The 23,910-nt window shown below is 73.1% G+C and carries 22 protein-coding genes; 15 read left to right on the plus strand and 7 right to left on the minus strand.

Annotation, left to right across the window (positions count from 1 at the left end):
• Positions 1 to 129: 129 nt before the first annotated feature.
• A complete protein-coding gene (locus ACNAVT_RS17520; protein WP_416297521.1) occupies positions 130 to 1,293 on the minus strand; it encodes a hypothetical protein in 1,164 nt (387 codons plus the stop codon).
• Between the two features lie 127 nt (positions 1,294 to 1,420).
• Between ACNAVT_RS17520 and ACNAVT_RS17525 the strand changes: the two genes are divergently transcribed.
• From ACNAVT_RS17525 to ACNAVT_RS17535, 3 genes are all read left to right on the plus strand, one after another.
• Positions 1,421 to 2,026 carry a class I SAM-dependent methyltransferase gene (locus ACNAVT_RS17525; RefSeq protein WP_416297550.1) on the plus strand — a complete coding sequence of 202 codons (606 nt, stop codon included), beginning with the start codon at positions 1,421 to 1,423 and terminating at the stop codon, positions 2,024 to 2,026.
• Between the two features lie 41 nt (positions 2,027 to 2,067).
• Positions 2,068 to 3,744, plus strand: a complete 1,677-nt coding sequence (locus tag ACNAVT_RS17530) for an ABC-F family ATP-binding cassette domain-containing protein (protein WP_416297523.1) — start codon at positions 2,068 to 2,070, stop codon at positions 3,742 to 3,744.
• A 69-nt stretch (positions 3,745 to 3,813) separates the two neighbouring features.
• Positions 3,814 to 4,776, plus strand: coding sequence for an aldo/keto reductase (locus tag ACNAVT_RS17535; RefSeq protein ID WP_416297524.1), 963 nt, complete (start codon positions 3,814 to 3,816; stop codon positions 4,774 to 4,776).
• Between the two features lie 103 nt (positions 4,777 to 4,879).
• Here ACNAVT_RS17535 and ACNAVT_RS17540 read toward each other — a convergent pair whose 3' ends face one another.
• The 4 genes from ACNAVT_RS17540 to ACNAVT_RS17555 form a co-directional block, all read right to left on the minus strand.
• Entirely contained in the window at positions 4,880 to 7,630 is a 2,751-nt protein-coding gene (locus ACNAVT_RS17540; RefSeq protein ID WP_416297526.1) for a hypothetical protein, read from the minus strand.
• A gap of 77 nt (positions 7,631 to 7,707) precedes the next feature.
• Positions 7,708 to 8,016, minus strand: coding sequence for a cupin (locus ACNAVT_RS17545; protein ID WP_416297528.1), 309 nt, complete (start codon positions 8,014 to 8,016; stop codon positions 7,708 to 7,710).
• Positions 8,013 to 8,963: an LLM class F420-dependent oxidoreductase gene (locus tag ACNAVT_RS17550; RefSeq protein WP_416297529.1), complete on the minus strand. Its 951-nt coding sequence runs from the start codon at positions 8,961 to 8,963 to the stop codon at positions 8,013 to 8,015. The genes ACNAVT_RS17545 and ACNAVT_RS17550 overlap by 4 nt, the downstream gene beginning before the upstream one ends.
• A gap of 2 nt (positions 8,964 to 8,965) precedes the next feature.
• Complete coding sequence (locus ACNAVT_RS17555; protein ID WP_416297530.1) at positions 8,966 to 9,814, minus strand: ABC transporter ATP-binding protein; 849 nt, start codon at positions 9,812 to 9,814, stop codon at positions 8,966 to 8,968.
• 283 nt (positions 9,815 to 10,097) lie between these two features.
• Between ACNAVT_RS17555 and ACNAVT_RS17560 the strand changes: the two genes are divergently transcribed.
• Both ACNAVT_RS17560 and ACNAVT_RS17565 read left to right on the plus strand, forming a co-directional pair.
• Positions 10,098 to 11,126 (plus strand): ABC transporter substrate-binding protein, encoded by a 1,029-nt coding sequence (locus ACNAVT_RS17560; RefSeq protein ID WP_416297532.1) that lies wholly within the window; start codon positions 10,098 to 10,100, stop codon positions 11,124 to 11,126.
• A gap of 110 nt (positions 11,127 to 11,236) precedes the next feature.
• Positions 11,237 to 12,076 carry an ABC transporter permease gene (locus ACNAVT_RS17565; protein WP_416297552.1) on the plus strand — a complete coding sequence of 280 codons (840 nt, stop codon included), beginning with the start codon at positions 11,237 to 11,239 and terminating at the stop codon, positions 12,074 to 12,076.
• Positions 12,077 to 12,262: 186 nt separating this feature from the next.
• Here the strand turns inward: ACNAVT_RS17565 and ACNAVT_RS17570 are convergent, their stop codons facing one another.
• Entirely contained in the window at positions 12,263 to 13,444 is a 1,182-nt protein-coding gene (locus tag ACNAVT_RS17570) for an ABC transporter substrate-binding protein (protein WP_416297534.1), read from the minus strand.
• A 450-nt stretch (positions 13,445 to 13,894) separates the two neighbouring features.
• Between ACNAVT_RS17570 and ACNAVT_RS17575 the strand changes: the two genes are divergently transcribed.
• The 4 genes from ACNAVT_RS17575 to ACNAVT_RS17590 all read left to right on the plus strand — a co-directional run bounded on the left by ACNAVT_RS17575 (position 13,895) and on the right by ACNAVT_RS17590 (position 18,303).
• Entirely contained in the window at positions 13,895 to 16,864 is a 2,970-nt protein-coding gene (locus ACNAVT_RS17575) for a nitrate- and nitrite sensing domain-containing protein (RefSeq protein WP_416297535.1), read from the plus strand.
• Entirely contained in the window at positions 16,861 to 17,268 is a 408-nt protein-coding gene (locus tag ACNAVT_RS17580) for a roadblock/LC7 domain-containing protein (protein WP_073834895.1), read from the plus strand. Before ACNAVT_RS17575 ends, ACNAVT_RS17580 begins: the two co-directional genes overlap by 4 nt.
• Positions 17,269 to 17,336: 68 nt before the next feature.
• Positions 17,337 to 17,699 carry a DUF742 domain-containing protein gene (locus ACNAVT_RS17585; protein ID WP_416297538.1) on the plus strand — a complete coding sequence of 121 codons (363 nt, stop codon included), beginning with the start codon at positions 17,337 to 17,339 and terminating at the stop codon, positions 17,697 to 17,699.
• Positions 17,680 to 18,303 (plus strand): GTP-binding protein, encoded by a 624-nt coding sequence (locus ACNAVT_RS17590; RefSeq protein WP_416297540.1) that lies wholly within the window; start codon positions 17,680 to 17,682, stop codon positions 18,301 to 18,303. Before ACNAVT_RS17585 ends, ACNAVT_RS17590 begins: the two co-directional genes overlap by 20 nt.
• Before the next feature lie 73 nt (positions 18,304 to 18,376).
• On the opposite strand, the gene ACNAVT_RS17595 is transcribed toward ACNAVT_RS17590, so the two are convergent.
• Positions 18,377 to 19,465 carry a uroporphyrinogen-III synthase gene (locus ACNAVT_RS17595; RefSeq protein WP_416297554.1) on the minus strand — a complete coding sequence of 363 codons (1,089 nt, stop codon included), beginning with the start codon at positions 19,463 to 19,465 and terminating at the stop codon, positions 18,377 to 18,379.
• A gap of 219 nt (positions 19,466 to 19,684) precedes the next feature.
• Here ACNAVT_RS17595 and ACNAVT_RS17600 point away from each other — a divergent pair, with 219 nt between their 5' ends.
• The 6 genes from ACNAVT_RS17600 to glmM all read left to right on the plus strand — a co-directional run bounded on the left by ACNAVT_RS17600 (position 19,685) and on the right by glmM (position 23,713).
• The gene (locus tag ACNAVT_RS17600; RefSeq protein WP_416297541.1) at positions 19,685 to 20,380 is read left to right on the plus strand and encodes a class I SAM-dependent methyltransferase; all 696 of its coding nucleotides are present in this window, start codon (positions 19,685 to 19,687) and stop codon (positions 20,378 to 20,380) included.
• Positions 20,381 to 20,471: 91 nt separating this feature from the next.
• On the plus strand, positions 20,472 to 20,729 hold the full coding sequence (locus ACNAVT_RS17605; protein WP_416297544.1) for a DUF6364 family protein: 258 nt from the start codon (positions 20,472 to 20,474) through the stop codon (positions 20,727 to 20,729).
• Entirely contained in the window at positions 20,719 to 21,012 is a 294-nt protein-coding gene (locus ACNAVT_RS17610; protein ID WP_416297546.1) for a type II toxin-antitoxin system PemK/MazF family toxin, read from the plus strand. The genes ACNAVT_RS17605 and ACNAVT_RS17610 overlap by 11 nt, the downstream gene beginning before the upstream one ends.
• Before the next feature lie 301 nt (positions 21,013 to 21,313).
• The gene (rplM, locus tag ACNAVT_RS17615; RefSeq protein ID WP_091198201.1) at positions 21,314 to 21,757 is read left to right on the plus strand and encodes a 50S ribosomal protein L13; all 444 of its coding nucleotides are present in this window, start codon (positions 21,314 to 21,316) and stop codon (positions 21,755 to 21,757) included.
• A gap of 20 nt (positions 21,758 to 21,777) precedes the next feature.
• Entirely contained in the window at positions 21,778 to 22,242 is a 465-nt protein-coding gene (gene rpsI / locus ACNAVT_RS17620; protein ID WP_030501567.1) for a 30S ribosomal protein S9, read from the plus strand.
• A 115-nt stretch (positions 22,243 to 22,357) separates the two neighbouring features.
• A complete protein-coding gene (gene glmM / locus ACNAVT_RS17625; RefSeq protein WP_416297547.1) occupies positions 22,358 to 23,713 on the plus strand; it encodes a phosphoglucosamine mutase in 1,356 nt (451 codons plus the stop codon).
• Positions 23,714 to 23,910: the final 197 nt, after the last annotated feature.

A 23,910-nucleotide genomic window follows, 5' to 3' on the forward strand; every position in this document is an offset into this window, starting at 1 on the left:
GGTGGGCGGCGGAAGTCCCTCGGACCCGCGACGACGTGCCCGCCGCGGGCCGACCACCTGGCTGGTCCCGCCTCATCCGTCGAACGGCCCGCCGCCCCCGGGTGGGGACGACGGGCCGTCGTGTCGTGCTCAGTTCCCTGTCGAGTTCCGGTTGCCCGTGCCGCTCTGGCTGGCGGTGCCGTCCGTCGCGCCCGCGGGCTGGCTGGTCACCCCGCCGTTGCTCCGGCGCTCCAGCACACCGCGGTTCAGGTACACCTCGATCATGTCGTACAGGATGTCGCGGCTCTTGGTGTCGGTGGAGCTGATCCGCTCCCCGTCGGCGCGGGTGACCAGACAGTAGGCGAGGTAGTGGCCGCGAACCTGCCAGCCGACCCGGGCGGCTGCCGTGGCCACGTTCTCGGTGTCGCTGCCGGCCGCCATGCCCTGGAACCGGCCCTGGCGCTCGTCGAGCACTTGCCGGACGCGGTCCCGGGCTCGCTGGGCGCTGGCCGTGTCGGTGAGGTTGAACAGCCCGGTGGTGAGCAGGAAGCCACCGTCGGGGGAGCGGAGGGTCGCCCGGACCACCTGGTTGCAGCCGAGGCGGACCAGCAGGTCGCTGACCTCGCCGGTCGCCGCGACCGCGCAGCTCGCACTGGACTGCGTCTTGAGCACCTGGTAGGCCGGCCGGCCGTCGGCGACCACCAGTTCCTTGCCGGGGAAGACCTCCTTGGCGGTGAGCGCCACCTGGTCGGTGTCCCGGGAGTCGAGGTCGGTCCGATCGTCGGCGGCGGCGGACTGGTCCACCACGGGCTGGTCGGTCGACTGGGCGGCCGGTGGTGTGACGGTCCGGTCCTGGACTATGGCGGTGACGGCCAGTCCGCAGAGAGCGAGCAGCACCAGCACGGCGGCGCCGCCGATCAGCACCTGCCAGGCCCGGCCGCCGCCGCGCCTGTGGTCGGCAGGGCGGGGTCGGGACAGGTCCAGCGGGTCGGTCGTACGGACGACCGGGCTCGGAGGCGCCGACACCGGGGGTGGCTCGGCGGCCACCGGGGCGGTGGCCACCGGGGGTGGCTCGGCGGGCACCGGGGGCGGCGGGACCGTGCCTCGGGGCGCGGCCGCCGGTGGGGCCGGCGACAGGCCGACGTCGACGGCCGGCCGGGCGGCCCGGACCGGCGGAGGCAGCGACGGGGTGGGGAAGCGGGACGGCGAGGGGCCCGTGGGCGGAGGCGCCGGTGCGCGGGACACGGACCGGTTCGACTCGGGCCTCGGGTACTCCAGGAAGGCGTCCTCATCGGACTCGTACCGATACACCATGTCGCATACAGTAAGACCAATTATTCCTTTAGAGGGTAATATCGGGAAATTCTGGCGGAGTGGCGTCCGTTGTTTCCCGTCGCACCGTCGCCGGCGCCGTTCCTGGGCCGGTGCGACAATGCCCGACGTGACCGGCGACCACTACTTCACCGCTGAACCCACGACCCCCGCCCAGCCGCGCGAGGTCGTATTCTCCGTCGCCGGGCGCGACTACGCCCTCGCCTCGGCCGGCGGCGTCTTCTCGGCCGACCGCCTCGATCCCGGCACCGCCGTGCTGCTGCGCAAGGCCGAGCTGCCGCCGGCCGACGCCACCGGGCCGTTCCTCGACGTCGGTTGCGGCTTCGGGCCGATCACCTGCGTACTGGCCACCTCCGCGCCGTCCGCCACCGTGTGGGCGGTCGACGTGAACGAGCGCGCCCGCGCCCTCACTGCCGCCAACGCCGCCCGGGTGGGGGCCGCGGAGCGGGTCCGGGTGGTCGCGCCGGACGACGTACCGGCCGACGTCTCCTTCGCCCAGATCTGGTCCAACCCGCCGATCCGGATCGGCAAGGCGGAGCTGCACGAGCTGCTGCTGCGCTGGCTGCCCCGGCTCGCCCCGGACGGAGTGGCCTGGCTGGTCGTGGCCCGGCACCTCGGCGGCGACTCGCTGCACCGCTGGCTGGTCGAACAGGGGTGGCAGGTCGAGCGAAACGCCAGCCAGAAGGGCTACCGGGTGCTGCGGGTCACCCGGTAATCGAGTGTCGTCCGGCCCGCTCTCTGGGGCAGGATGCCCGCGTGGGTTACGTGGACGTGGCAGGAGCCGGGCACATCCTCCCGGACGGCCGGGAACTCTTCTCCGAGGTGTCGTTTCGGGTCGGCGAGGGGGCCAAGGTGGCGCTCGTCGGGCCCAACGGCGCCGGCAAGACCACCCTGCTCCGGATGGTCGCCGGTGACCTGCCGGTGAAGACCGGGGCGATCGCCCGGTCCGGTGGCCTCGGCGTGATGCGGCAGTTCATCGGCATGATCGGGGACGAGTCGACGCTCGCCGACCTGGCGCTCTCGCTCGCCCCGCCGGCGCTGCGCGACGCCGGCCACCGCCTCGCCCAGACCGAGGCGGCCATGCGGGCGGCCGAGGTCCGCGGCAAGTACAGCACCGCCGCCGGCAAGGCCCAGCTCGCGTACGCGGACGCCCTGGCGGCCTGGGGCGAGGTCGGCGGGTACGACGCCGAGGTGCTCTTCGACACCGTCGCCACCATCGTCCTCGACCTGCCGTGGGACGCCGCCCGGGAGCGTCCGGTGCGGACCCTCTCCGGCGGCCAGCAGAAGCGCTTCGCCCTGGAGTTGTTGCTCCGGGGCACTGAAGAGGTGCTCCTCCTCGACGAGCCGGACAACTTCCTCGACGTGCCGGGCAAGCGTTGGCTGGAGGCGCGGCTGCGCGAATCCGGCAAGTCGGTGCTCTACGTCTCGCACGACCGGGAGTTGCTGGCCCAGACCGCCGACCGGGTGGTCGCCGTCGAGGGCGGCAGCGCCTGGGTGCACCCGGGTGGCTTCGCCACCTGGCACGAGGCGCGGGTGGCCCGGCACGCCCGCCTCGACGAACTCCGCAAGCGGTGGGACGAGGAGCATCAGAAGCTGCGCGAGCTGGTGCTGATGTACAAGCAGAAGGCCGCGTACAACGCCGACATGGCGTCGCGGTACCAGTCGGCGCAGACCCGGTTGCGCAAGTTCGAGGAGGCCGGGCCGCCGCCCGTACCCCCGAAGGACCAGGACATCCGGATGCGGCTGGCCGGCGGACGGACCGGCAAGCGCGCGGTGATCGCCGAGCAGCTCGGGCTGGACGGCCTGACCTACCCCTTCGACCTGGAACTCTGGTACGGCGACCGGGTCGCCGTGCTCGGCGCGAACGGCACCGGCAAGTCGCACTTCCTCCGGTTGCTGGCCCGCGGCGGCACCGATCCGAACCCGGCAGACGTCCCGGTCGACGGCGCGGCACTCGCGCCCGTCGCGCACGACGGGGTGGTCCGCCTCGGCGCGCGGGTACGGCCCGGCCACTTCTCGCAGACCCACGACCGGCCCGAGCTGATGGAGAAGACACTCGTCGACATCCTGTGGCGGGGCGACGAGCACCGGGCCGGGATGGACCGGCACGCGGCGATGGCCGCGCTCAGCCGCTACGAGCTGGCCGGGCAGGGCGACCAACGCTTCGGCACCCTCTCCGGCGGGCAGCAGGCGCGCTTCCTGGTGCTGTTGCTGGAGCTCTCCGGCGCGACCCTGCTGCTGCTCGACGAGCCCACCGACAACCTCGACCTGGCCTCCGCCGAGGCGCTGGAGGCGGGGCTGGCCGCGTTCGAGGGGACGGTGATCGCGGTCACTCACGACCGCTGGTTCACCCGCTCCTTCGACCGCTTCGTGCTCTTCCGGGGCGACGGCGAGGTGGTCGAGACACCCGAACCGGTCTGGGACATCGGATGATCGACCACCGGCTGTCGGGCGATCTCCCGTCGGCGGCTCCGTCCGTGGCCCGGCAGCGGGCGGCATAGGGTGGATCTCGTGACTGAGATGACCTACCGCCGGTTGGGCGACTCCGGGCTCGTGGTGTCCGTGGTCGGCATCGGCTGCAACAACTTCGGCCGCAAGCTCGACCTCGACGGCACCCGCGCCGTGGTCGACGCCGCACTCGATGCCGGGATCAACTTCTTCGACACCGCCGACATCTACGGCGAGCCGCAGGGCGGCTCCGAGGAACTGCTCGGGCAGGCGCTCAAGGGCCGCCGGGACGACGTGGTGGTCGCGACGAAGTTCGGCATGGACATGCACGGCCTGAACGGCCCCGATCACGGTGCCCGGGGCGCCCGCCGCTACATCGCCCGGGCGGTCGAGGCGTCGCTGCGTCGGCTCGGCACCGACCACATCGACCTCTACCAGATGCACGAGCCCGACCCGGGCACCCCGATCGACGAGACCCTCGCCGCGCTGGACGACCTGGTCCGCGCCGGGAAGGTCCGCTACCTCGGCAACTCGAACTTCGCCGGGTGGCAGATCGCCGACGCCGACTGGACCGCGTCCTCCCAGGGCCGCACCCGGTTCATCTCCGCCCAGAACCACTACTCGCTGCTGGAGCGCAGCGTCGAGGCCGAGGTCATCCCCGCCTGCGAGCGGTTCGGCCTGGGCATGCTGCCGTTCTTCCCGCTGGCCAACGGCCTGCTCACCGGCAAGTACAAGCGGGGCGAGGCGCCGCCCGCCGGCAGCCGGCTCTCCGGCGGCGGCCGGTACGCCGAGCGGCTCGCCGCCGCGGACTGGGACACCATCGAGGCGATCGAGGCGTACGCGGTCGAACGGGGGTTCACCATGCTCCAGGTGGCCATCGGCGGGCTGGCCGCCCGGCCGGCGGTGACCTCGGTGATCGCTGGCGCCACGACGCCCGAGCAGGTACGCGCCAACGCCGAGGCCGGCACCTGGCAGCCCACGGACGAGGACCTCGACGCCCTCGACGCCATCTTCTGACCGCCCCCGGCCCCGCTGCCCCGGGCCCCGCCGCCCCGGCACCGCGTGACGGTGCCGGGGCGGTGTGCTGTTCCGGCCGGCGGCACCGTGCGGCCGGCGAAGGTCAGTCGCGGTGGTGGCGGCCGCTGCGCAGCATGCCGGTGCCCTCCGGGTCGGCGTCCGAGGCGAGGCCGGCGACCCAGTCGACGTACTCCTCGTCCTGTGCCGGCAGCGGCTCTGACGCACTCTCGGCCCGGTCGGCGCCGCCGTCGTCGCCGTCGGCCCTGGCCCGGTTCCGCCGGAACAGACCACGCCGGGGCTTCGGCGTGCCGCCGCCCGGCTCCGTACTTTCCTCGTGACTGGCGGGGTCCGTCGTCCCGCGCTCGGTTCCGTCGCCGTGCCCGCCGTCGGACGGGTCCGACGAGGGGGCGCCCGGAGCGGCGTGCCGGGCGGTGGCCAGGGCCTCCCAACCGGATGCGCTGGTGAGGTCGGGCAGGGCGCGGTGGCGCGGACGCGGGGCGGGCTCGACGCGGGTCTCGTCCGCCGGCACGCCGGCGCTCTCCGGGGTGCCGGCCGTGCCGGCCGTGCCGGTCGTGCCGTGCGGGTCGACCGGCCTGCTCGGTGCGATCGGCCAGGCCGGGCGCACGTCGCCCGGCCGGTTTGTCACGTCCTCGAAGATCGGGACGCGAGAGCGGGGCGCCCCCGGTGCCTGGCCCGAGCCGCCGAGTTCGGGCCCGGCCGGCTCAGGGTCGGAGAAGAGGTAACCGCGGGTGCCTCGTCGGCCTTCAGCGGTCGTCGCGTCGGCCTCGGCGGCGGCCGGTTCCGGCCCGGGGGCGGGCGCCGCCACGGTATCGGGCCGTTGCGGCACGTCGACTGCGGCGGGCGGGTCGGCCGGCGTCGGCCCGGCCGGTTCCCCCACGCGGGCCAGCCCGGTGGCAGAGCTGGTACGACCCTTGCGTCCCCGCTTGGACCGGGGGCCCGGGTCGGCCGGCGGGGCGCCGGCGTCGGCCCGCGGTGCGTCGGCCCCGGCCGGGGCGAGGGCGGCCGCGTCGACGGTGGGCGAGGAAGGCGTTCCATGGCGGGACCGGCGGCGCGTGGAGCCCCGCGGGGGGGACCCCGGCGGCAGTTCGTTCCCATCCGTCCGCGGTGACGTCTCGTCGGCGGGCAGGTCGTGGCCGGGTCCGACGCCGGCCGCTGCCGGGGCCGGGTCGGCGAGCGGCCCGGTGCCTGCCGGCTCCGGCGTGGCGGCCGGCACCGACGCCGGCGACCCGCTCGGCTCCGAAACGGTCGTCGCGGCCTGCTCCGAACGCCGCGGCGGCCTGGCGCCGGTAAGCCTTTCCCGAGCAGGAGCAGGAGCCGATGCGGTCGCGGCCGTGGCGGAGGTTCGCGCTTCCGGGCCGGGGGGCTGGGCGACGGCCGGGCGACCGGCGGCGAGCACGTCGATGGCGGAGGTCCGCCGGCCCGTGGACAGCAACCCCGATGCCGGCAGGCCGCGGGTCAGTTCGGCGGCGTCGCGCCAGGTGGCCGACTCGTCCGCGCCCTCCGCGATCGTCTCGGCACCCTGCGGGGCAGCCGTGTCCGATGTGCGGGGCGAGGCGGTCTCGGTGCCCGGGGCGGCCGGTTCCGGTGCGGCGGTCGAGGCGGTCTCGGCGGCCGGGGTGGGAGCGCCGGCCGGGGTGTGGTCGGCGGAGGTGGTGGCGCCGGCGGCCGTCCGGCCGGCACGTGGCGGCCCGGCCGGAACCGGAGTGACACCGGAGCCGGGGCTCACCGGCCACTCCCAGTGGGCGGGAGCAGGGGGGACGGCACCGGGTGCGCCCGCCTCCGGTGCGGCCCCGGCGAGGCCGAGCTCGCCGCGCGTACCGCCGGTGGCAGGCACCGATCCGGCGGCCGGATCCACGGCGGGCGGCGACGGGGCGGCGTGGTCCCGACCCGCGGCGGGCGCGGCGTCGGCCGGGCCGACCGCGGGCGACGGAGGCAGGGGCTGGAGGATGTCGGTGGGCTCGAGGGCGCCGGTCCCGGCCGCCGCGGCCGGCCGGCGCAGCGCCGTGGCGGCGGTCGAGCCGAGCGCGCCGGCGGCGACCGCGATCAGGGCACCGTAGTAGGGAGCCAACTGGTACCGGTCGGCCGCGCTGCCCGGGCCCGCGGTCAGGTAAGCAAAGGCCAGCAGCACCGGCCCGGCCGCCCCGGCCGCGCCGCCGACCAGCGGAAGGTGCCCGCGCCGGCGAGCCAGCGCACCGACCGCCGCGCCGGCGAGCAGGGCGACCAGGGGCAGGATCAGCATGGCCAGGCGCTGTGCCGTTTCGGCACCCAGCCCGGACGGTTCGAGGACCCCGAGGCGGACGGTGAGCAGCGGCCCGGCCGAGACCGCCGACGGCGCGGCGGAGACCAGTGCGAGCAGCCAGACAGCCGCCGCGGTGAGCGCGATGTTCCACCCGAACGGCGGTTTGAGCAGGACGGCGATCGCGGCGCCTGCCCCGACCACCGCGCCGAGGATCGCGCAGATGCCGATCGCCCACACCGGATCGACGGTGCCGCCGAGTTCGGCGGCACGGGCCGGCTGCATGCAGAGCGGTGCGACCACGATCGCGCCCAGCGCGGCACCGCCGGTGACGGCAAGCTGCTCGGCGGTGCTGCCCGAGAGTCCGTCCCGGCGGGCGAGGCGTTCGGTGAGGACGGCGCCGATCACCGCGGCACCCGCCGCGAACCAGCCGATCCAGGCGAGCTGGGCGGGCCACCGGTTGACCGAGCCGTCGGTGAACGCGCCGTCGAGGCGCACGACGCCGAACCCGTAGGCGATGCCGAGCTGGCCGGCCCCGGCCAGCACGCTCACCCCGAGCGCCGTGAGCAGAAGCCTGCCCCACGTCCGAAAGGCCATGTCGGGCACGTTACGGCCCGGTGCCCCCGATCGCCACCAATGCCACCGCGCGGCGCGGCGCGGTGTGCGTGGAAGGACTACTTCAGTTCGACCAGGCGGGCCAGATAGGTCGTGTCCCCGACGTTGGTCAGCATGTGCACCGCGCCGGGGTCGCGGTAGACCACCCCGCCGGTCGGCTCGTCGGCGTCGATCGTGGTGCCGTCGATGGTCTGCACGACGTTCTTCGCGCCCTGGATCGCCACCACCAGGTACGGGTGGTCGTGCCGGTGCAGGGGCTGCCGCTCGCCCGGTTCCAGGCGGATGTGCCAGACGCGGACCTTGTCGTTCTCGTAGACGATCTCCTGGCCCACCGGGCCGAGTTCGAGGTCGGTCGAGAGGTCGGTCATCGGGTTCCCTCCAGGTGGGGGAGCACCTCGGCGGCGATGAGCTCCAGGTGGTCGAGGTCGTCGAAGTCGAGCAGGCGCAGGTGCACCCGGGTGGTGCCGATCGCGGCGAACTCGCCGAGCCGGTCGACGAGCTGAGCGGCGGAGCCGATCACCGGATCCTCCGGCGGGAGGGCGCTCTTGACGTGCAGCGGCGCGGCCCGCCGCTGCGCCTCCGCGTCGGTACGCCCGATCGCCACGACGATCCCGGCCGAGAGCACCAGCGGCTTCCGCCCCGATCCGGTGCGCCCGGTCCGGTCGCACGCCTCGCGGACCCGTTCGTACGCGGCGGCCGTCTCGGCGACGGTCTTGAACGGCATGTTGAACTCGTCGGCGTACCGGGCGGCCAACTCGGGGGTGCGCTTCGGGCCCCGCCCGCCGACGATCACGGGAGGGCCGGGCCGCTGCACCGGCTTGGGCAGCGCGGGCGCGTCGAGTAGCTCGTAGTGCTCGCCCTTGAAGTGGTACGTCTCGCCGGTCGGGGTGGCCCACAGCCCGGTGACGATCTCCAGCTGCTCGGCCAGCCGGTCGAACCGTTCGCCGACCGCCGGGAAGGGGATGCCGTACGCGGTGTGCTCCCGCTCGTACCAGCCGGCCCCGATGCCCAGCTCGACCCGACCGCCGCTCATCTGGTCCACCTGGGCCACCTGCACGGCCAGCGGACCGGGCAACCGGAAGGTGGCCGAGGTGACCAGGGTGCCCAGCCGGATCCGGGAGGTCTCCCGGGCCAGCGCGGCGAGCGTCAGCCAGGCGTCGGTGGGGCCGGGCAGCCCCGCCTCGTCGCCCATCGACCGGTAGTGGTCGGCCCGGAAGAAGCCCTCGAAGCCGGTCTCCTCGACCCGCCGGGCGAACCGGAGCTGGTCGTCGTAGCTGGCGCCGCGGTGCGGCTCGGTGAACACCGACACCCGCATGGTCACCGTCCTCCCGCGCCGGCCCGAGCCGCCGTCTCCGTCGGGTCGGCCCACCTCGACGCGTCAGCCGGGTCGGCCGGTGCGGGTTCGTCCGGGGTGTTTCGCTCCATCAGCAGCTCGTGCAGGTCGGCGCTGATCCGGGCCACCTCGGCCAGGTGCGCGTTGCGACCCAGGGTGCGCGGGCGGGGGACGTCGACCTCGACCACCTGGCGGATCCGGCCGGGGCGCGGGCTGAGCACGACCACCCGGTCGGCGAGCAGCACCGCCTCGTCGATCGAGTGGGTGACGAAGACGATGGTCGCCTTCGTCTCCATGTGCACCCGCTGGAGCTCGCCGGAGAGCTCCTCCCGGGTGAGCGCGTCGAGCGCCGAGAAGGGCTCGTCCATCAGCATCACGCGCGGCTCGCCGATCAGTGACCGACACAGCGAGACCCGCTGCTGCATGCCGCCGGACAGCTCGTGCGGCAGGCGCTTCTCGAAGCCGCCCAGCCCGGCCATCTCCAGCAGCTCGCGGGCCCGGTCGCGGTGCTTGCTCCGGCGCCAACCGAAGATCTCGACCGGGAGCAGGACGTTGTCCAGGACCGACCGCCAGGGCAGCAGCGCCGGCCGCTGGAACAGCATGGCGATGTCGCGGCGGGGCTTCGTGATCGGCGTACCGCCGACGGTGATCTCGCCGGCGGTGGCCGGGAGCAGCCCGGCGATCATGCGGAGCAGGGTCGACTTGCCGCAGCCCGACCGGCCGAGGACGGCGACGAACTCGCCCTCCGCGACCTCGAGGTCGATGCCACGCAGCGCCTCGACCCGGCCCGAGCGGCCGTCGAAGGTGCGGGACACCCCGGACAGTCGGATCATCTCCGGTGGCTCCCTTCCGTGGCGCGAACGCGAGCCGGGCTAGCGTAGCGGGTCGGTCCCTATAGCACCGTCAGGGGTGGACTGCAGTGCCGTTTCCGTTGGAACAACTTCGTTTCCGTACCGCAACCCTTGCGCCGACCGGTGTCCATCGGCCTTCTCGTACGCTGTTGCGCGCGAAGAGTCCCCTCACGACGGTTCCGTCGGCTGACCCTCCTGCCGGCCCCGTCGGACCCACGACCCGTCCGGGCGAGCATGGCCTGGTCGGAAAGGACATGGTGCACTGATGAGAAGGCTGACCCGTACGGTCGCCGCCGCCGCGCTGACCGCCGCCCTCGCCCTGGCCTCCGGTTGCAGCAGCGGTTCGGACAAGTCCGAGGACGCCAAGAACGCGGGCGGTGCCCTGGAAAAGGTGACCTACCTCACCTCGTTCGGCAACTTCGGGCGTGACTCGTACGCCTGGGTGGCGAAGGAGAAGGGCTTCTTCAAGGAGGCCGGCTTCGACGTCGACATCAAGCCCGGGCAGGGCACCGGCCAGGTCATCCAGACCATCACCGGTGGCCAGGCCGACTTCGGCCCGATCGACCTGACCGGCGGCATCCTCCAGATGGGCAACGGCCAGGCCAAGGACTTCGTCGCGGTGGCGGCGATCCAGCAGCGCACCATGGCCGCGATCGTCTCGGTCGAGGGTAAGAACATCGCCACCCCGAAGGACCTGGAGGGCAAGCGGCTTGCCGACACCAAGTTCTCCGTCGTGTACAACCTCTTCCCGACGTACGCCAAGCTGGCCGGCATCGACGCCAGCAAGGTGACCTGGGTCAACGGTGAGGCGCAGAGCCTGATCGGCGATCTCGCCGCCGGCAAGGTGGACGGCATCGGCCAGTTCGTGGTCGGCCAGCCCACCGTCGCGACGGTCACCAAGAAGAACCCGGTCGTGCTGCCCTACAGCAACGTGATGCAGGACCTCTACGGCAACGCGCTGATCACCTCCAGCAAGATCGCCAAGGAGAAGCCGGAGATGGTGAAGCGCTTCGTCGCGGCGCTGCTCAAGGGCCTGGAGTACGCCCTGGAGCACCCGCAGGAGGCGGCGGAGATGCTGAAGAAGAACGTGGACGCGACGGTCCCGGCGGCGGCCGCCGCCGAGCTGGAGCTGATGGCCGCGTACGTCCGGTCCAGCAACTCCGGCACCGCGATCGGCACCCTGGACAGTGGCCGGGTGGCCAAGTCCATCGCGCTGCTCCAGGGCGCGGGCGCGCTCAAGCAGGACCTGACCCCCGACCAGATCATCGACATGAACCTCGCGCCGAAGGCCTGACCGGCCGACTCGGAATACGGGGGTGCGGCCCGCCGGGGTTCCGGCGGGGCGCACCCCCCTTCGCGTGCCGGTCGTCGGGCCGGCCGAGAGAGGAGGACCCCTTGACGCAGTTGACCGAGACCAGCACCGGGGCGCCTGCGCCGCAGCCGCCGGCGCAGACCCAGGCCGTTCCGCGCCGGTCGGGCGTACGCCCGGCCGTGGTGCTGCTGCCGGCGCTCGGGCTGGTGATCACGGTGGCGGCCTGGTGGCTGGTCACCTCGGGCCTGCAGCTGATGCACCCGGCGTTGCTGCCCCCGCCGCAGTCGGTGTGGCGTTCGCTGACCGGGTCGGCCCACGTGCTGCTGCCGGCGCTGGGGATCACCACCTGGACGACCCTGCTCGGCTTCCTGCTCTCGTCGGCCGCCGGCGTGCTGATCGGGATGGCCCTGGCAGCCTCCCGCCAGGTGGAGCGGATGTTCGCGCCGCTGCTGGTGGCGGTCAACGCGGTGCCGAAGATCGCCTTCGGGCCGCTGCTCGTGGTCGCCGTCGGCTGGGGGCAGAAACCCATCCTGACCATGGTTTTCCTGCTCTGCTTCTTCCCGATCGTGCTGTCCACCGCGACCGGGCTGACCACCACCCCGGCCGACCTCGCCGAGCTGGGCCGGTCGCTCAACGCGTCGTGGTGGCAGGCGTTCCGGAAGGTGCGCTTCCCGGCCGCGCTGCCGCAGATCTTCGTCGGGTTGAAGGTGGCCATGCCGCTCGCCGCGATCGGTGCCGTGATCGGGGAGTTCTACTCGGACCGGCCCGGGCTGGGCCAGCAGATCATCCAGTACAACGGCATCGGCGACTACCCGACGGCGTGGGCGGCGATCGTGCTGGTCGGGCTGATGAGCATCCTGCTCTACTCCGCCCTCACCCTCGTCGAACGCCTCGCCCTCCCCTGGGTCCAAGCCACCACCTCCGCCCGCTGACCGCAAGACACCGACGAAGGTGACCCGTCGACAGTGGAGCACCGCCGACCGTAGACACCCGAGTTCAGCCAAGCGGGCGGACGGCAAGGACCACCGAAGGTGTGGCCCGACCGCAACCGGCGCAGGGATCAAGCCTGACCGCCCGGAGCCGGTTGTGGTCGGGCCACACCACCAAACGCAACCCCGCTAGCCAGCCAGCCGCCAGCGCCCCCCACGCGCCACCAGCGCCGTCAGCGCCTGCGGCATCAGACCGGAGTGGTTGTCCGGGGTCATCCGGATCGGGCCGGAGAGGCCGTCCAACTGCGAGGTCTCCAGCACGTCGCGCAGGGCGTCCCGGCCCGCCGCGCCGGTCTTGCCGCCGGCGCGCAACTCGGCGTCCGTGATGAGCTGGACCGCGTCGGCGGCGAACGACGAGGAGCCGTGGTAGCCGCCGAAGCGGGCGGTGTAGTCCTGGAACCACTGCCGGCGCGCGGCCTTGGCCGGGGTGGTGGCGATGACGTCGTCGATCACCATGGTCTGGGTGAAGATCAGCGTGGCCCGCTCCGTCGACCGGGCCGAGGCGCCGAGGAAGAGGTCGCCGGCCGCCGCCGCGTCGAAGAAGAGCGATCCGGCGAAGCGGTCCTGCCGGGCGCTGGCGGCCGCCAGCGAGGCCTGCTCGGACGAGGCCCAGACGATCAGCGCCTCCGGCTTCTTCGCGACCAGATTGGTGACCTGACTGCTGACGTCGGTGTCGCTGGGGCGCACCGACTCGACGCGAAGCAGTTTGACGCCGGACTTGGCGAACTCGCGGCGCAGCGCGACGAGCCCTTCCTCGCCGTAGCTGTCGGCGCTGTGCAGCACGGCCACCCTGCTGATTTTGTTTCGAGCCAGTTCGGTGGTGAGGGTGGCGGCGCTGTCGGTCGCGTTCGGGGCCAGCTTGAACAGGTATCGGCGCTGGGCGACCGGTTCGGTGACGGCGCTGGAGGAGGCGAGCGCGATGGTCGGAACCCGCTTGTCGCCGATCGTCCGGGCGGCGCCGGTCGCGCATTCGTTGCAGCCGCCCATGATGATGGCGCTGACGCGCGGGTCGCTGCTGAAATCGTTGATGTTGCGCAAGGACTCGGCGGCGTCGGAGCGGTTGTCCTTCACCTTGAGTTCGATCCTCCGGGCACCGAGTGCGCCGGAGGAGTTCAACTGATCTCGCTTCAGTTCCAACGCCCGTTGGTACACCTTGCCGACAGGTGCGAAGGCGCCGGAGAGTTCGAGGTCCGCAGCGATCACGATCGGGCTGGTGTCCTGCTGCTCCCCACCGAACTGGCATCCGGTGAGCGTGGTGGCCAGTACGGCCGATGCGAGCGCCGCGATGCTCGCGGAGCGGATGGGGCTCAACTCAGTCCTCCAGGTGCGGCGCGGGCAGACGCCCGATCACCGCCGCTCATCCGTCCTCAGTAGAGGAACGGGATTGGTGTGCCGTACGGTGTGCGCGAAGCCTGCAAAACCTTGCCAATGCCGGGCCCTGTGGTCAAGCGCGGATGCCGGGGAGCGGCTTTCGGGACGCTGCGTCCCACATGTTGGGGGCGCCGAAAGTCAACCGGTAATCACTGCGCAGATACGACTGACCACTCTGGAGTCACATGCCCTGTTCAGGGGCCTGTGGAAATGAAGGTATTAGTTGACCGGAGCACGGGTTGAGTCCCCGCCGACCGTTTCCTGCCTCACCGCGGCTTCCCAAACGGGATCTTCTCTGATGAAATCGCGGCCGTGCCGCGCGTGGCGCCGGCCGCTGCACCAGGCACGGGGCGGCGGGGCGGGCGTGGAAGATACGACGGAGGCGATGTCGTGAGCAGCGGACCTACGACCCTGCCCGAGAGTCCCGACGCCAACCAGCGGAAGCGGCGGGGGCTGCCTCGGCTGCGCGATGCGCGGATCCGCTCCAAGCTCGCCCTCATCCTGGTCGTTCCGGTAGCCGCTGTCATCGCTCTGGCAACGATCCGACTCGTCTCGGTGGGCCAGGGCGCGTACGAGGCCAGCCAGGTCCGGTCGCTGACCGCGCTGTCGATCGAGGTCTCGGCGCTGGCCCAGGACCTGCACAAGGAGCGGATGGCGGCGGCCGCATACCTGGCCGAGTCGGATCCGAAACCGGACGGCTACAACCTGCGGGTCCGGCGTACCGACGAGCGGATCGCGGCGTACCGGAGCGAGCGGGGGCGGCTCGGCGACCTGCCGACCTCGGTCCGGGACCGGCTCAAGGCGATCGACGACCACCTGGCCGCACTGAACGGCACCCGGCAGGAGGTGCTGGACCGGCAGCAGATGCCGGTGGCCGAGGCGATCCTGCGCTACGGCATCGTGGTCGACGACCTCGTCGCGTACGGCGACACGCTGGCCCAGCAGCCCGGCGCGGAGGGCATCGCCGACGCCCGCCGCGCGGTGGCCGCGTTCTCCCACGCGAAGGCGGAAGTCGCCGAGGAGCAGGCGGTGGTCTTCACCGCGCTCTCCACCGGGCGGCTCGACGAGGAGCAGTTCTCCTCCTTCCTGGCGACGCTGACCGGTCAACAGGAGGCGCTGCTCTCCTTCTCCCGGGCCGCGGAGCCGGCGCAGCGGGCGCTGGTGGAGAGCACCGTCTCCGGCGACGCGGTGCAGCTTGCCGACCGGGTGGCGAATGACCTGTCCCGCTCGGTCGGGCAGGCTCCGCTGGTCAAGGAGGACGCCGCCGCCGCCGGCATCGGCGCGGTCAACGACCTGATGCGCTGGGCCGAGATCCAGCTGCAGGAACGGCTGCTCGCCGACGCCGACGCGGTCCGGGCCGCCGTGGTCCGGCAGGCCGTCGTCGAGAGCCTGCTCGTCCTGCTCACGCTGGCCATCGCCGTGACGCTGGCGGTGGTGCTCGCCCGCTCGCTCAACGAGTCGCTGCGCCGGCTGCGTGAGGGCGCCCTGGCGGTGGCGAACCACGACCTGCCCGACGCGGTGAGCCGGCTGCAGAACGTCAACGCGATCGGCGACGGCGGCGTGGACGAGATCGTCCAGCAGGTCCGGGACCCGATCAAGCTGACCAACCGCGACGAGGTCGGCCAGGTGGCGGCGGCCTTCAACGTGGTCCACCGGGAGGCGGTCCGGGTGGCGGCCGAGCAGGCCGCGCTGCGGACCAGCGTGTCGGCGATGTTCCTCAACCTGGCCCGGCGCTCGCAGAACCTGGTCGACCGCATGATCGGGGAGCTGGACGCGATCGAGCGCGGCGAGGAGGACCCGAAGCGTCTCGCGCAGCTCTTCGAGCTCGACCACCTGGCCACCCGGATGCGCCGCAACGACGAGAACCTGCTGGTGCTGGCGGGCGCCGATTCGGCCGTGCCGCGCCGGGACGACGCGCTCCTGGTTGACGTGCTGCGGGCCGCCCAGTCCGAGGTGGAGCTCTACAACCGGATCGAGTTCGGCACGGTCGACACGGACATCTCCGTTGCCGCGCACGCGGTCAACGACGTGGTTCGCCTCGTCGCCGAGCTGCTCGACAACGCCACCCGGTTCTCGCCGCCGAACACCACCGTGGTCGCCGACGGCCGGCGGATCCGGGACTACGTGCTGATCCAGGTCGAGGATCGCGGTCTCGGGCTCACCGACGAGCAGCTCGACTCGTTGAACCGGCGGCTGGCCGCGCCGCCGACGGTCGACGTGGCCGCGTTCCGGCTGATGGGCCTGGCGGTGGTGAGCCGGCTCGCCTCCCGCTACGGCATCCGGGTGGAGCTGCGGCACAACGCCGAAGGCGGCACGGTCGCCCAGGTGACCCTGCCGACCGCCGCCGTGGTGCTGCCGGCGAACCGGGGCCAGGCCGCGCTGTCCCGGCCGCGGCAGCCGCTCGCCGTCGAACAGTCCCCGGCGAGCCAGGTCGGCTCCGCCGCCGACTCGCTGGCCGACCTGGGACGAGGTGCCACGGCGACGCTCACCGACCAGTGGCGGAGCACCACGCCGTCGCCCGCCCGCTGGCAGGTCGCCGGCGAGGCGCGGGACACCGGTCCGGCCGTGCAGTTGGGGGGTACGGCCGGCGTGCTGCCGAGCGTCCCGGCGCCCGCGGCGCCGGCCCCCGTCTCCGGTGCCGGCTGGTCGGGTGGCCCCGCTGTCGCGCACCCCGCGCTCGACCCGCTGCCGAGGCGGAGTTCGGGCGGCGAGCCGGCCGCTCCGATCGACCCCGCTGCGGCGGCCCCACCGGCGTACCCGCCTGCGCCGGCGTACCAGCCGGTCGCGGCGGCCCCGTCGGCACCGGCCGCGCCCCGGTCCGAGCTGCCGGGCGAAGCGCCGATCTTCCGGGAGATGGAGGCGGTCTGGTTCCGCTCGCACGGCGAGGACGAGACCACGATCTTCGCCCGGCCGCAGTTCGACGAGGAGCCGGCGCCCGCCGCCGCGGCTTCGCGGCGGCCGCTGCCGACGCGTACCCCGGGCGCCCAGGCGTCGGGGTTGCCGACGCCCCCGCCGTACAGTCCGCCGGCGGTGCCGTCCGCACCGCCGGCCGCCGTACCCGCGTCGACGGCGCGGGGTGACGCGGACGCTTGGCGGACGGCGGCTGACGAGGGCTGGTCGCGGGCCAGCCGGGCCGCGGAGCCCGGCACCGGCGGCACCACCCGCTCCGGACTGCCGAAGCGGGTGCCGCAGGCCCAACTCGTGCCCGGCGGCATCGAGCCCAAGGGCGGCCGGTCCCACGTCCGGCGTACGCCGGACGACGTACGCGGCCTGCTGTCGGCCTACCACCGCGGTGTGCAGCGGGGGCGGACGGCCGGCGCGGACCTGAACAGCACCTCGACCAAGGAGACGAACCGATGAACAGGCCAGCGGCCATGCAGGACATGGGTTGGCTGCTCACCAACTTCGCCGACAGCGTGGCGGGCATCGCCCACGTGGTGGCGGTGTCCGCGGACGGGCTGCTGCTCGCCTCCTCCCGCGACCTGCCGGCGGATCGAGCCGACCAACTCGCCGCGATCACCTCCGGCGTGGTGAGCCTGACCGAGGGCGCCGCGCGGATGTTCAGCGCCGGCGGGGTGCTCCAGACGGTCATCGAGATGGACAGCGGATACCTCTTCCTCATGTCCATCAGCGACGGCTCGTCGATGGCGGTGCTGGCCGCCCGCAGCTGCGACGTGGGTCAGGTGGGCTACGAGATGGCGCTGCTGGTGGAGCGGGTCGGCCAGGCCCTGGTTCCGCTGCCGAGGGATGCCGTCCGGTCCTGACCGGGCGTTCGACGTGACCAGGTGAGGCGGAGCCGGCCCGGCTCCGTACGGAGGGAGGTGATCGCGGGATGGAACCACGGCGGGATCCGCGCGGGGCGTTGGTGCGACCGTACGCGGTCACCCGTGGCCGCACCGAGCCGCTGCAGAACATCGCGCTCGAGGCGGTGCTGTCGGCCAGTTTCACCCAGACGGCCGAGGCGCGGTTCGCCGGGCACGACAAGTACCGCATCGCCTCGGTCTGCGAGAACCGGGCGCAGTCGCTGGCGGAGATCGCCGCGTACACCCGGATGCCGCTCGGGGTCACCCGGGTGCTGGTCGCCGACATGGTGGCCGAGGGCCTGCTGTCGCTACACACTGCCGCTCCCGCGACGGGGTTCCAGGAGCGGATGAACCTGCTTGGAAGGGTGCTAAGTGGACTTCGCGAACTATGACCCCGCGGGGGTGAACCGCAGCCGGGAGATCATCTCCGCGAAGATCGTGATCGCGGGTGGCTTCGGGGTGGGCAAGACCACCCTGGTCGGTGCGATCTCCGAGATCACCCCGCTGACCACCGAGGCCCTGATGACCGCGGCCGGGGTGGGCATCGACGATCCGTCGAAGGTGCCCGGCAAGGAGACCACCACGGTCGCCATGGACTTCGGCCGGATCACCATGGCCCAGGATCTGATCCTCTACCTGTTCGGTACGCCCGGTCAGACCCGCTTCTGGTTCATGTGGGACGAGATCATCCGGGGTGCGGTGGGCGCGGCGGTCCTGGTGGACACCCGGCGGATCAGCGACGCCTTCGCCCCGCTGGACTACTTCGAGAACCGCAACGTGCCGTACGTGGTGGCGCTGAACCGGTTCGACGGAGCCCCGCTGTACGAGGTGGAGGAGGTCCGCGAGGCGCTGGCGATCTCGCCGGACGTGCCGCTGGTGTTGTGTGACGCCCGGCAGCGCGACTCGGTCAAGCAGGTGCTGGTGACCGTCGTCGAGCACGCCATGCTGCGCCTCCAGGCCGAGCACGAGCGCGGTCAGACGGCCGCGGTCGGCTGACCACCCGGGGCCCCTCCGCCGGCGTCAGGAAGGAGACGGCACGCCACTTCAGGCGTTGGCCAGGCCCTTCCGATCAGTCCACCCGGAGCCGGTAGCCGCGCTTGACCACGGTCTGCACCACGCGGGGGGCGTGCAGGCCGACCCGTAGCCGGGCCACCGCCATCTCCACCGCGTGCTCGTCCGCGCCCCGCGGCAGCGTACGCAGCAGGGCGGTGCGGGACAGCACCGTCCCGGGCGACGCGGCGAGCGCCCGCAGCACGGCCATCGGTGCCGGCGCGAGCGGCCGTAGTTGCCCGTCCACCACCGCCGCGTGCCCGCGCAGGGTCAGCAGGTGCCCGCCGGCCGCCACGGTCACCGTCCGGCGGGGCAACTCGTCGACGATCGTCCGGACCAGTGCGCCGAGCCGAGCCCGGCTCGGCGCGCTCACCGGCACTCCCAGCCGGACCAGGGGCTCGGCGGTGACCGTGCCGACGCAACCGGCGAGCACGTCACCCCGCAACGCCGCCAGCACCGTCTCGGTACGGTCCCCGGCCGCCCGCAGCAGCGCCTCCGCAGCCGGGGCGGAGGTGAACGTGACCGCGTCGACCATCCGCCCCGCGACCAGGTCGATCAGCCGGTGCAGGGGCGCCGGGTCAACCGGCGGCGCCCACCGGTAGACCGGCACCTCGATCACGCCGGCCCCCGCCGCCTCCAACGCCTCGGTGCACTCCGGCTGCCGCCCGCCGTGCAGCTGCATGGCGATCACCCGGCCGGCCGCCCCGCGCCGGACCAGGTGGTCGATCACCTCGTCGCAGCTCTCGGAGGCCGGGGACCAGTGCACCCGCAGGCCGGCGGCCCGGACCGCGCCGGTCGCCTTCGGGCCGCGTGCCACCACGTACGACCGGGAGAGCACGTCGCGGAGGGGCCCGGCCAGCCCCCACCCCTCGGCCGCCTCCAGCCAGCCGCGCATCCCGATGCCGGTGTTGGCCAGCAGGACGTCCGGCGGGTGATCCAGGCACGCCCGGGTGGCCTCGCGCAGGTCGGTGTCGTCGGCCAGCGGCACGATCCGCAGGGCCGGGGCGAGCACCACCCGTGCTCCGCGTCGCTGGAGCAGCGCGGCAAGCTCGTCGCGCCGCCGGTCGGCGGTGACCCCGATGGTGAAGCCGGCCAGTTCCTCCCGGATGACGTCGGCGGTGGTGCGGGGCGGCCTGACGGGGTGTACCCCTGATCGCGTCGCCGCGCGCGCACCGTCCGTCATGTCGGGAAAGCGTGCCGGCGGGCGGTTTCCGGTCCGGGTCCCTCGTGTTTCGGTCCGGTCACGGGTGCCGCGCCGCGCGGGAGCGACGGGCCGGGCCGCTGGGCTTAGAGTATGAGATTCCTGTCCTGAATATCGGGAGGCGCGATGAGTGTGGCGGACGCGTTCGACGCGGTGGCGGGGAGCTACGACGAGTCCCGGCGCCGGCTCGTGCCCTGCTTCGACGCCTTCTACGGCACCGCGGTCGAGGTGGCCGCGCCGCCGCTGCGGGCAGCGCTCGCCTCGGGGCGTACCCCCCAGGTGCTGGACCTGGGCGCGGGCACGGGCCTGCTCTCCCTGCTGCTCGCCGCGGCGGTCCCGGGCATCCGGCTGACCCTGGTCGACGGCGCGCCGGGCATGCTGGCGGTGGCTGCCGGCCAGCTGGCCGCCCGGGGTGTGCCGCACCGCACGGTGCTCGCCGACCTGGCCGACCCGCTGCCCGCCGGCCGGTACGACGCGGTGGTCTCCGCCCTGGCCATCCACCATCTCGACGACGACGGCAAGCGGGCGCTCTACCGGCGGGCGGCCGAGGTGCTGGCGCCCGGCGGGGTGTTCGTCAACGCCGAGCAGGTGGCGGGCCCGACTCCGGCGCTGGACCGGCGCTACGACGAGGTCTGGACGGCCCGGATCACCGAACTGGGCTCGGACGCCGAGGAGATCGCCGCCGCGCGGGAGCGGATGCGCCACGACCGGCCGTCGCCGGTGGCCGACCAGTGCCGCTGGCTCACCGACGCCGGCCTGGCCGACGTGGACTGCTTCTTCAAGGAGTGGCGGTTCGCCGTGTTCGGCGGCTGCCGCCCCTGACCGGGGCACCCGGCGTGGCGGGGGTGTCCGGTTCGTCGACGGGTGCACGCGGGGATGACTACCGGTCATACCAACGGGTAATCTCACCGGCATGACCGCCAAGGTGACATTGTCGTTCTCCGACGAGACGATCGAGGAGGCGCGCCGGTTCGCCAAGCGGGAAGGGCTCTCCCTCTCCGCCTGGATGGACCAGGCCGCTCGGGAGAAGGCGCTGCGCGAGGTCTTCACCGCGCACGCCGCCGCCGTCGGCCGCGCCGGGCTGGACCTGGAGGCCGCCGCCCTGGCCGACGCGCAGGAGGCCGCGATGGTCGACGACGCCCTCTTCGGCGGACGTCCGCGTGCTGCGTAGGGGAGAGGTCTGGCGCGTCTGCGGCGCCAGGGAACGGCTCGGGCTGGTGATCAGCTCCGACGTCTACAACTCCACCGACGTGCCGATCGTGATCGTGGCCGAGGTGGTCGAGGAGTCGCTGCTGCGGGACTCGCCCCTGGCCGTACCGATGGGTGGGTACGTGGTGATGCCCGATCGGCTCTCCTCACCCATGAAGAAGTGGTTCACCGAGTGTGTGGACGTGGCCGACACCGAGACCATGCAGCGGGTGAACCGGGCGCTGCGCATCCTTCAGGAGCTCTGACCGGCCCGATGGCCGATGGCCGGCCGTGCGCCAGTGACCGGTGACCTGGGTGGGTGGCCACGGCCGGGCCCGCGTAGGCTGTCCGCGTGTGACCTCCGTCATGGTGAAGGCGCGGCCTACGCGGGGTTGGACCCCGTTTTGACCTGCCGCCGGGCGGCCGGGTATCGTTGCCTGCTGTTGTACGACATTCAGAGGCGTGCCGTATCAGGTACGCTTGGTCGTTCGTGCGCGCTGGTTCGGCTGGGAAGCCCTGGTCACCTCGGCGCGCGACCCCAGACCGACGACGAGACAAGGTAGACCTGTGCGTACGTACAGCCCGAAGCCGGGTGAGATCGAGCGTCAGTGGCACGTCATCGACGCCTCTGATGTCGTGCTGGGCCGCCTCGCGACCCACGCCGCCACGCTGCTGCGTGGCAAGCACAAGCCGACTTTCGCGCCGCACGTCGACACGGGCGACTTTGTCGTCATCGTGAACGCGGGCAAGGTCGCGCTGACCGGCAACAAGCGCCAGCAGAAGATCGCCTACCGCCACTCCGGTTACCCGGGTGGTCTGAAGCAGGTCGGCTACGACGAGCTGCTCACCAAGCGTCCCGAGCGGGCCATCGAGCTGGCCGTGAAGGGGATGCTCCCGCACAACAAGCTCGGCCGTCAGATTCTCAAGAAGCTGAAGGTCTACGCCGGTGCCGAGCACCCGCACGGCGCGCAGCAGCCGGTGCCGTTCGAGATCAAGCAGATCGCGCAGTGAGCGCGGGCGAAGGAATCAGCATGACCGACATCACCGCCACCGAGGTTGCCCCTGAGGCCACCGAGGCGCCGGCGCCCGTCGCCCGCGCGCCTCGTGGCGACCGCCCGATCCAGACCGTGGGTCGGCGCAAGGAGGCCATCGTCCGGGTCCGCATCGTCCCCGGCAGCGGCAAGATCACCTGCAACGGCCGCGACCTCGAGGCCTACTTCCCGAGCAAGGTGCACCAGCAGCTCATCAAGGACCCGCTGGTGACCGCCGAGAAGGCCGAGGCGTTCGACGTGATCGCCAACCTGCGTGGCGGCGGCACCACCGGCCAGGCCGGCGCGCTGCGCCTCGCCATCGCCCGGGCGCTGATCGTGAGCGAGCCGGACGACCGCCCGGCCCTGAAGAAGGCCGGCTTCTTGACCCGTGACGCCCGGGTCAAGGAGAGCAAGAAGTACGGCCTCAAGAAGGCCCGTAAGGCTCCTCAGTACTCGAAGCGCTGATCACCAACAGCGCCTTGTACTTCTGACGGACGGCCGGGTCCGCCTCCCTCCCGGGGGAGGTGGCCCGGCCGTTTCGCTTCTCCTCTCAACGGCAGTCCATCGGAGGTTGGCGGGTATGGGCCGGTTGTTCGGCACGGACGGCGTACGCGGGCGGGCGAACGCGGATCTCACCCCGGAGTTGGCGCTCGCGGTGGCGGTCGCCGCCGCCCATACGCTCGCCGAGACGGACAAGAGCCATCCGCCGCTCGCCGTGGTCGGCCGGGACACCCGGGCCAGTGGCGAGATGCTGGAGGCCGCCGTGGTCGCCGGGCTCACCAGCGCCGGCGCGAACGTGGTGCGGGTCGGCGTGCTGCCCACCCCCGCGGTCGCGTTCCTCACCGCCGAGGCCAAGGCCGACCTGGGTGTGATGCTCTCCGCCTCGCACAACCCGATGCCGGACAACGGGATCAAGCTTTTCGCCGCCGGCGGGCACAAGCTGCCCGACGAGATCGAGATGCGGATCGAGGCGGCCGTCGAGGCGAATGCCACCACCGCCTGGGAGCGCCCGATCGGCGCTGGCGTCGGCCGGGTGCACGACCTGCTCGACGGCGCCGACCACTACGTCCAGCACCTGGTCGGCAGCGTGCCGCACCGGCTGGACGGGATCAAGATCGTGGTCGACTGCGCCAACGGCGCCGCCGCCGAGGTCGCTCCGGTGGCGTACCGGGAGGCCGGCGCCGAGGTGATCGCGATCTGCGCCGAGCCGGACGGGCTCAACATCAACGACGACTGCGGCTCCAACCACCTCGACGCGCTGCGGGCCGCGGTGGTGGAGCACGGCGCGCACCTGGGCATCGCCCACGACGGGGACGCCGACCGCTGCGTCGCGGTGACCGCCGACGGCGACGAGGTCGACGGCGACCAGGTGATGGCGATCCTGGCCCTGGCCATGCGGGAGGCCGGCGAGCTGACCCGGGACACCCTGGTCGCCACCGTGATGAGCAACCTCGGCCTGAAGCTCGCCATGTCCGCCGAGGGCATCCGACTGCTCGAGACCAAGGTCGGTGACCGGTACGTGCTGGAGGAGCTGCGCGCCTCCGGCCTCGCCCTCGGCGGCGAGCAGAGTGGACACATCGTCATGCCCGCGTACGCCACCACCGGCGACGGGGTGCTCACCGGCCTGCACCTGATGTCCCGGATGGCGGCCACCGGCCGGTCTCTCGCGGACCTGGCCGCCGTGGTCACCAGGCTGCCCCAGGTGCTGATCAACGTGCCGGTGGGCGACCGGACCGTGGGCGCCACCGCGCCGGCCGTCCGCGCCGAGGTGGAGCGGGCCGAGGCCGAGCTGGGCGGCACCGGCCGGGTGCTGCTGCGCCCCTCCGGCACCGAGCCGCTGGTCCGCGTCATGGTCGAGGCGGCCACCGAAGCGACCGCCCGTTCCGTGGCGGAGCGGATCGCCGAGCAGGTGCGCACCGCCAGCCCGACAGCCTGACCGCACGCCGAGCCCGGTGCAGGCCCGCCCGTGCCGGGCGGCAGGTCCGCACCGGGTCGGTCTACAGCCGTAGCCGGGTCGCGCGGTCGTAGGTGTCGGCGGGGTCCTCGCCGTCGGTGAGGTTGAGGTCTTCGACGATGCGGCCGTCGCCGAGGCGGACGAGGCGGTCGCAGCGGGCGGCGATGGCTCGTTCGTGA

Source organism: Micromonospora sp. SL4-19 (genome assembly GCF_047921475.1).
Taxonomy (GTDB): Bacteria; Actinomycetota; Actinomycetes; order Mycobacteriales; family Micromonosporaceae; genus Micromonospora.

Excerpts from the sequence above, each read along its gene's own strand:
- ACNAVT_RS17520 (WP_416297521.1), bottom strand. The coding sequence starts at position 1,293 with ATGGTGTATCGGTACGAGTCCGATGAGGACGCCTTCCTGGAGTACCCG.
- ACNAVT_RS17540 (WP_416297526.1), bottom strand. The coding sequence starts at position 7,630 with ATGGCCTTTCGGACGTGGGGCAGGCTTCTGCTCACGGCGCTCGGGGTG.
- ACNAVT_RS17545 (WP_416297528.1), bottom strand. The coding sequence starts at position 8,016 with ATGACCGACCTCTCGACCGACCTCGAACTCGGCCCGGTGGGCCAGGAG.
- ACNAVT_RS17550 (WP_416297529.1), bottom strand. The coding sequence starts at position 8,963 with ATGCGGGTGTCGGTGTTCACCGAGCCGCACCGCGGCGCCAGCTACGAC.
- ACNAVT_RS17555 (WP_416297530.1), bottom strand. The coding sequence starts at position 9,814 with ATGATCCGACTGTCCGGGGTGTCCCGCACCTTCGACGGCCGCTCGGGC.
- ACNAVT_RS17560 (WP_416297532.1), top strand. The coding sequence starts at position 10,098 with ATGAGAAGGCTGACCCGTACGGTCGCCGCCGCCGCGCTGACCGCCGCC.
- ACNAVT_RS17580 (WP_073834895.1), top strand. The coding sequence starts at position 16,861 with ATGAACAGGCCAGCGGCCATGCAGGACATGGGTTGGCTGCTCACCAAC.
- ACNAVT_RS17585 (WP_416297538.1), top strand. The coding sequence starts at position 17,337 with ATGGAACCACGGCGGGATCCGCGCGGGGCGTTGGTGCGACCGTACGCG.
- ACNAVT_RS17600 (WP_416297541.1), top strand. The coding sequence starts at position 19,685 with ATGAGTGTGGCGGACGCGTTCGACGCGGTGGCGGGGAGCTACGACGAG.
- ACNAVT_RS17605 (WP_416297544.1), top strand. The coding sequence starts at position 20,472 with ATGACCGCCAAGGTGACATTGTCGTTCTCCGACGAGACGATCGAGGAG.
- rpsI (WP_030501567.1), top strand. The coding sequence starts at position 21,778 with ATGACCGACATCACCGCCACCGAGGTTGCCCCTGAGGCCACCGAGGCG.
- glmM (WP_416297547.1), top strand. The coding sequence starts at position 22,358 with ATGGGCCGGTTGTTCGGCACGGACGGCGTACGCGGGCGGGCGAACGCG.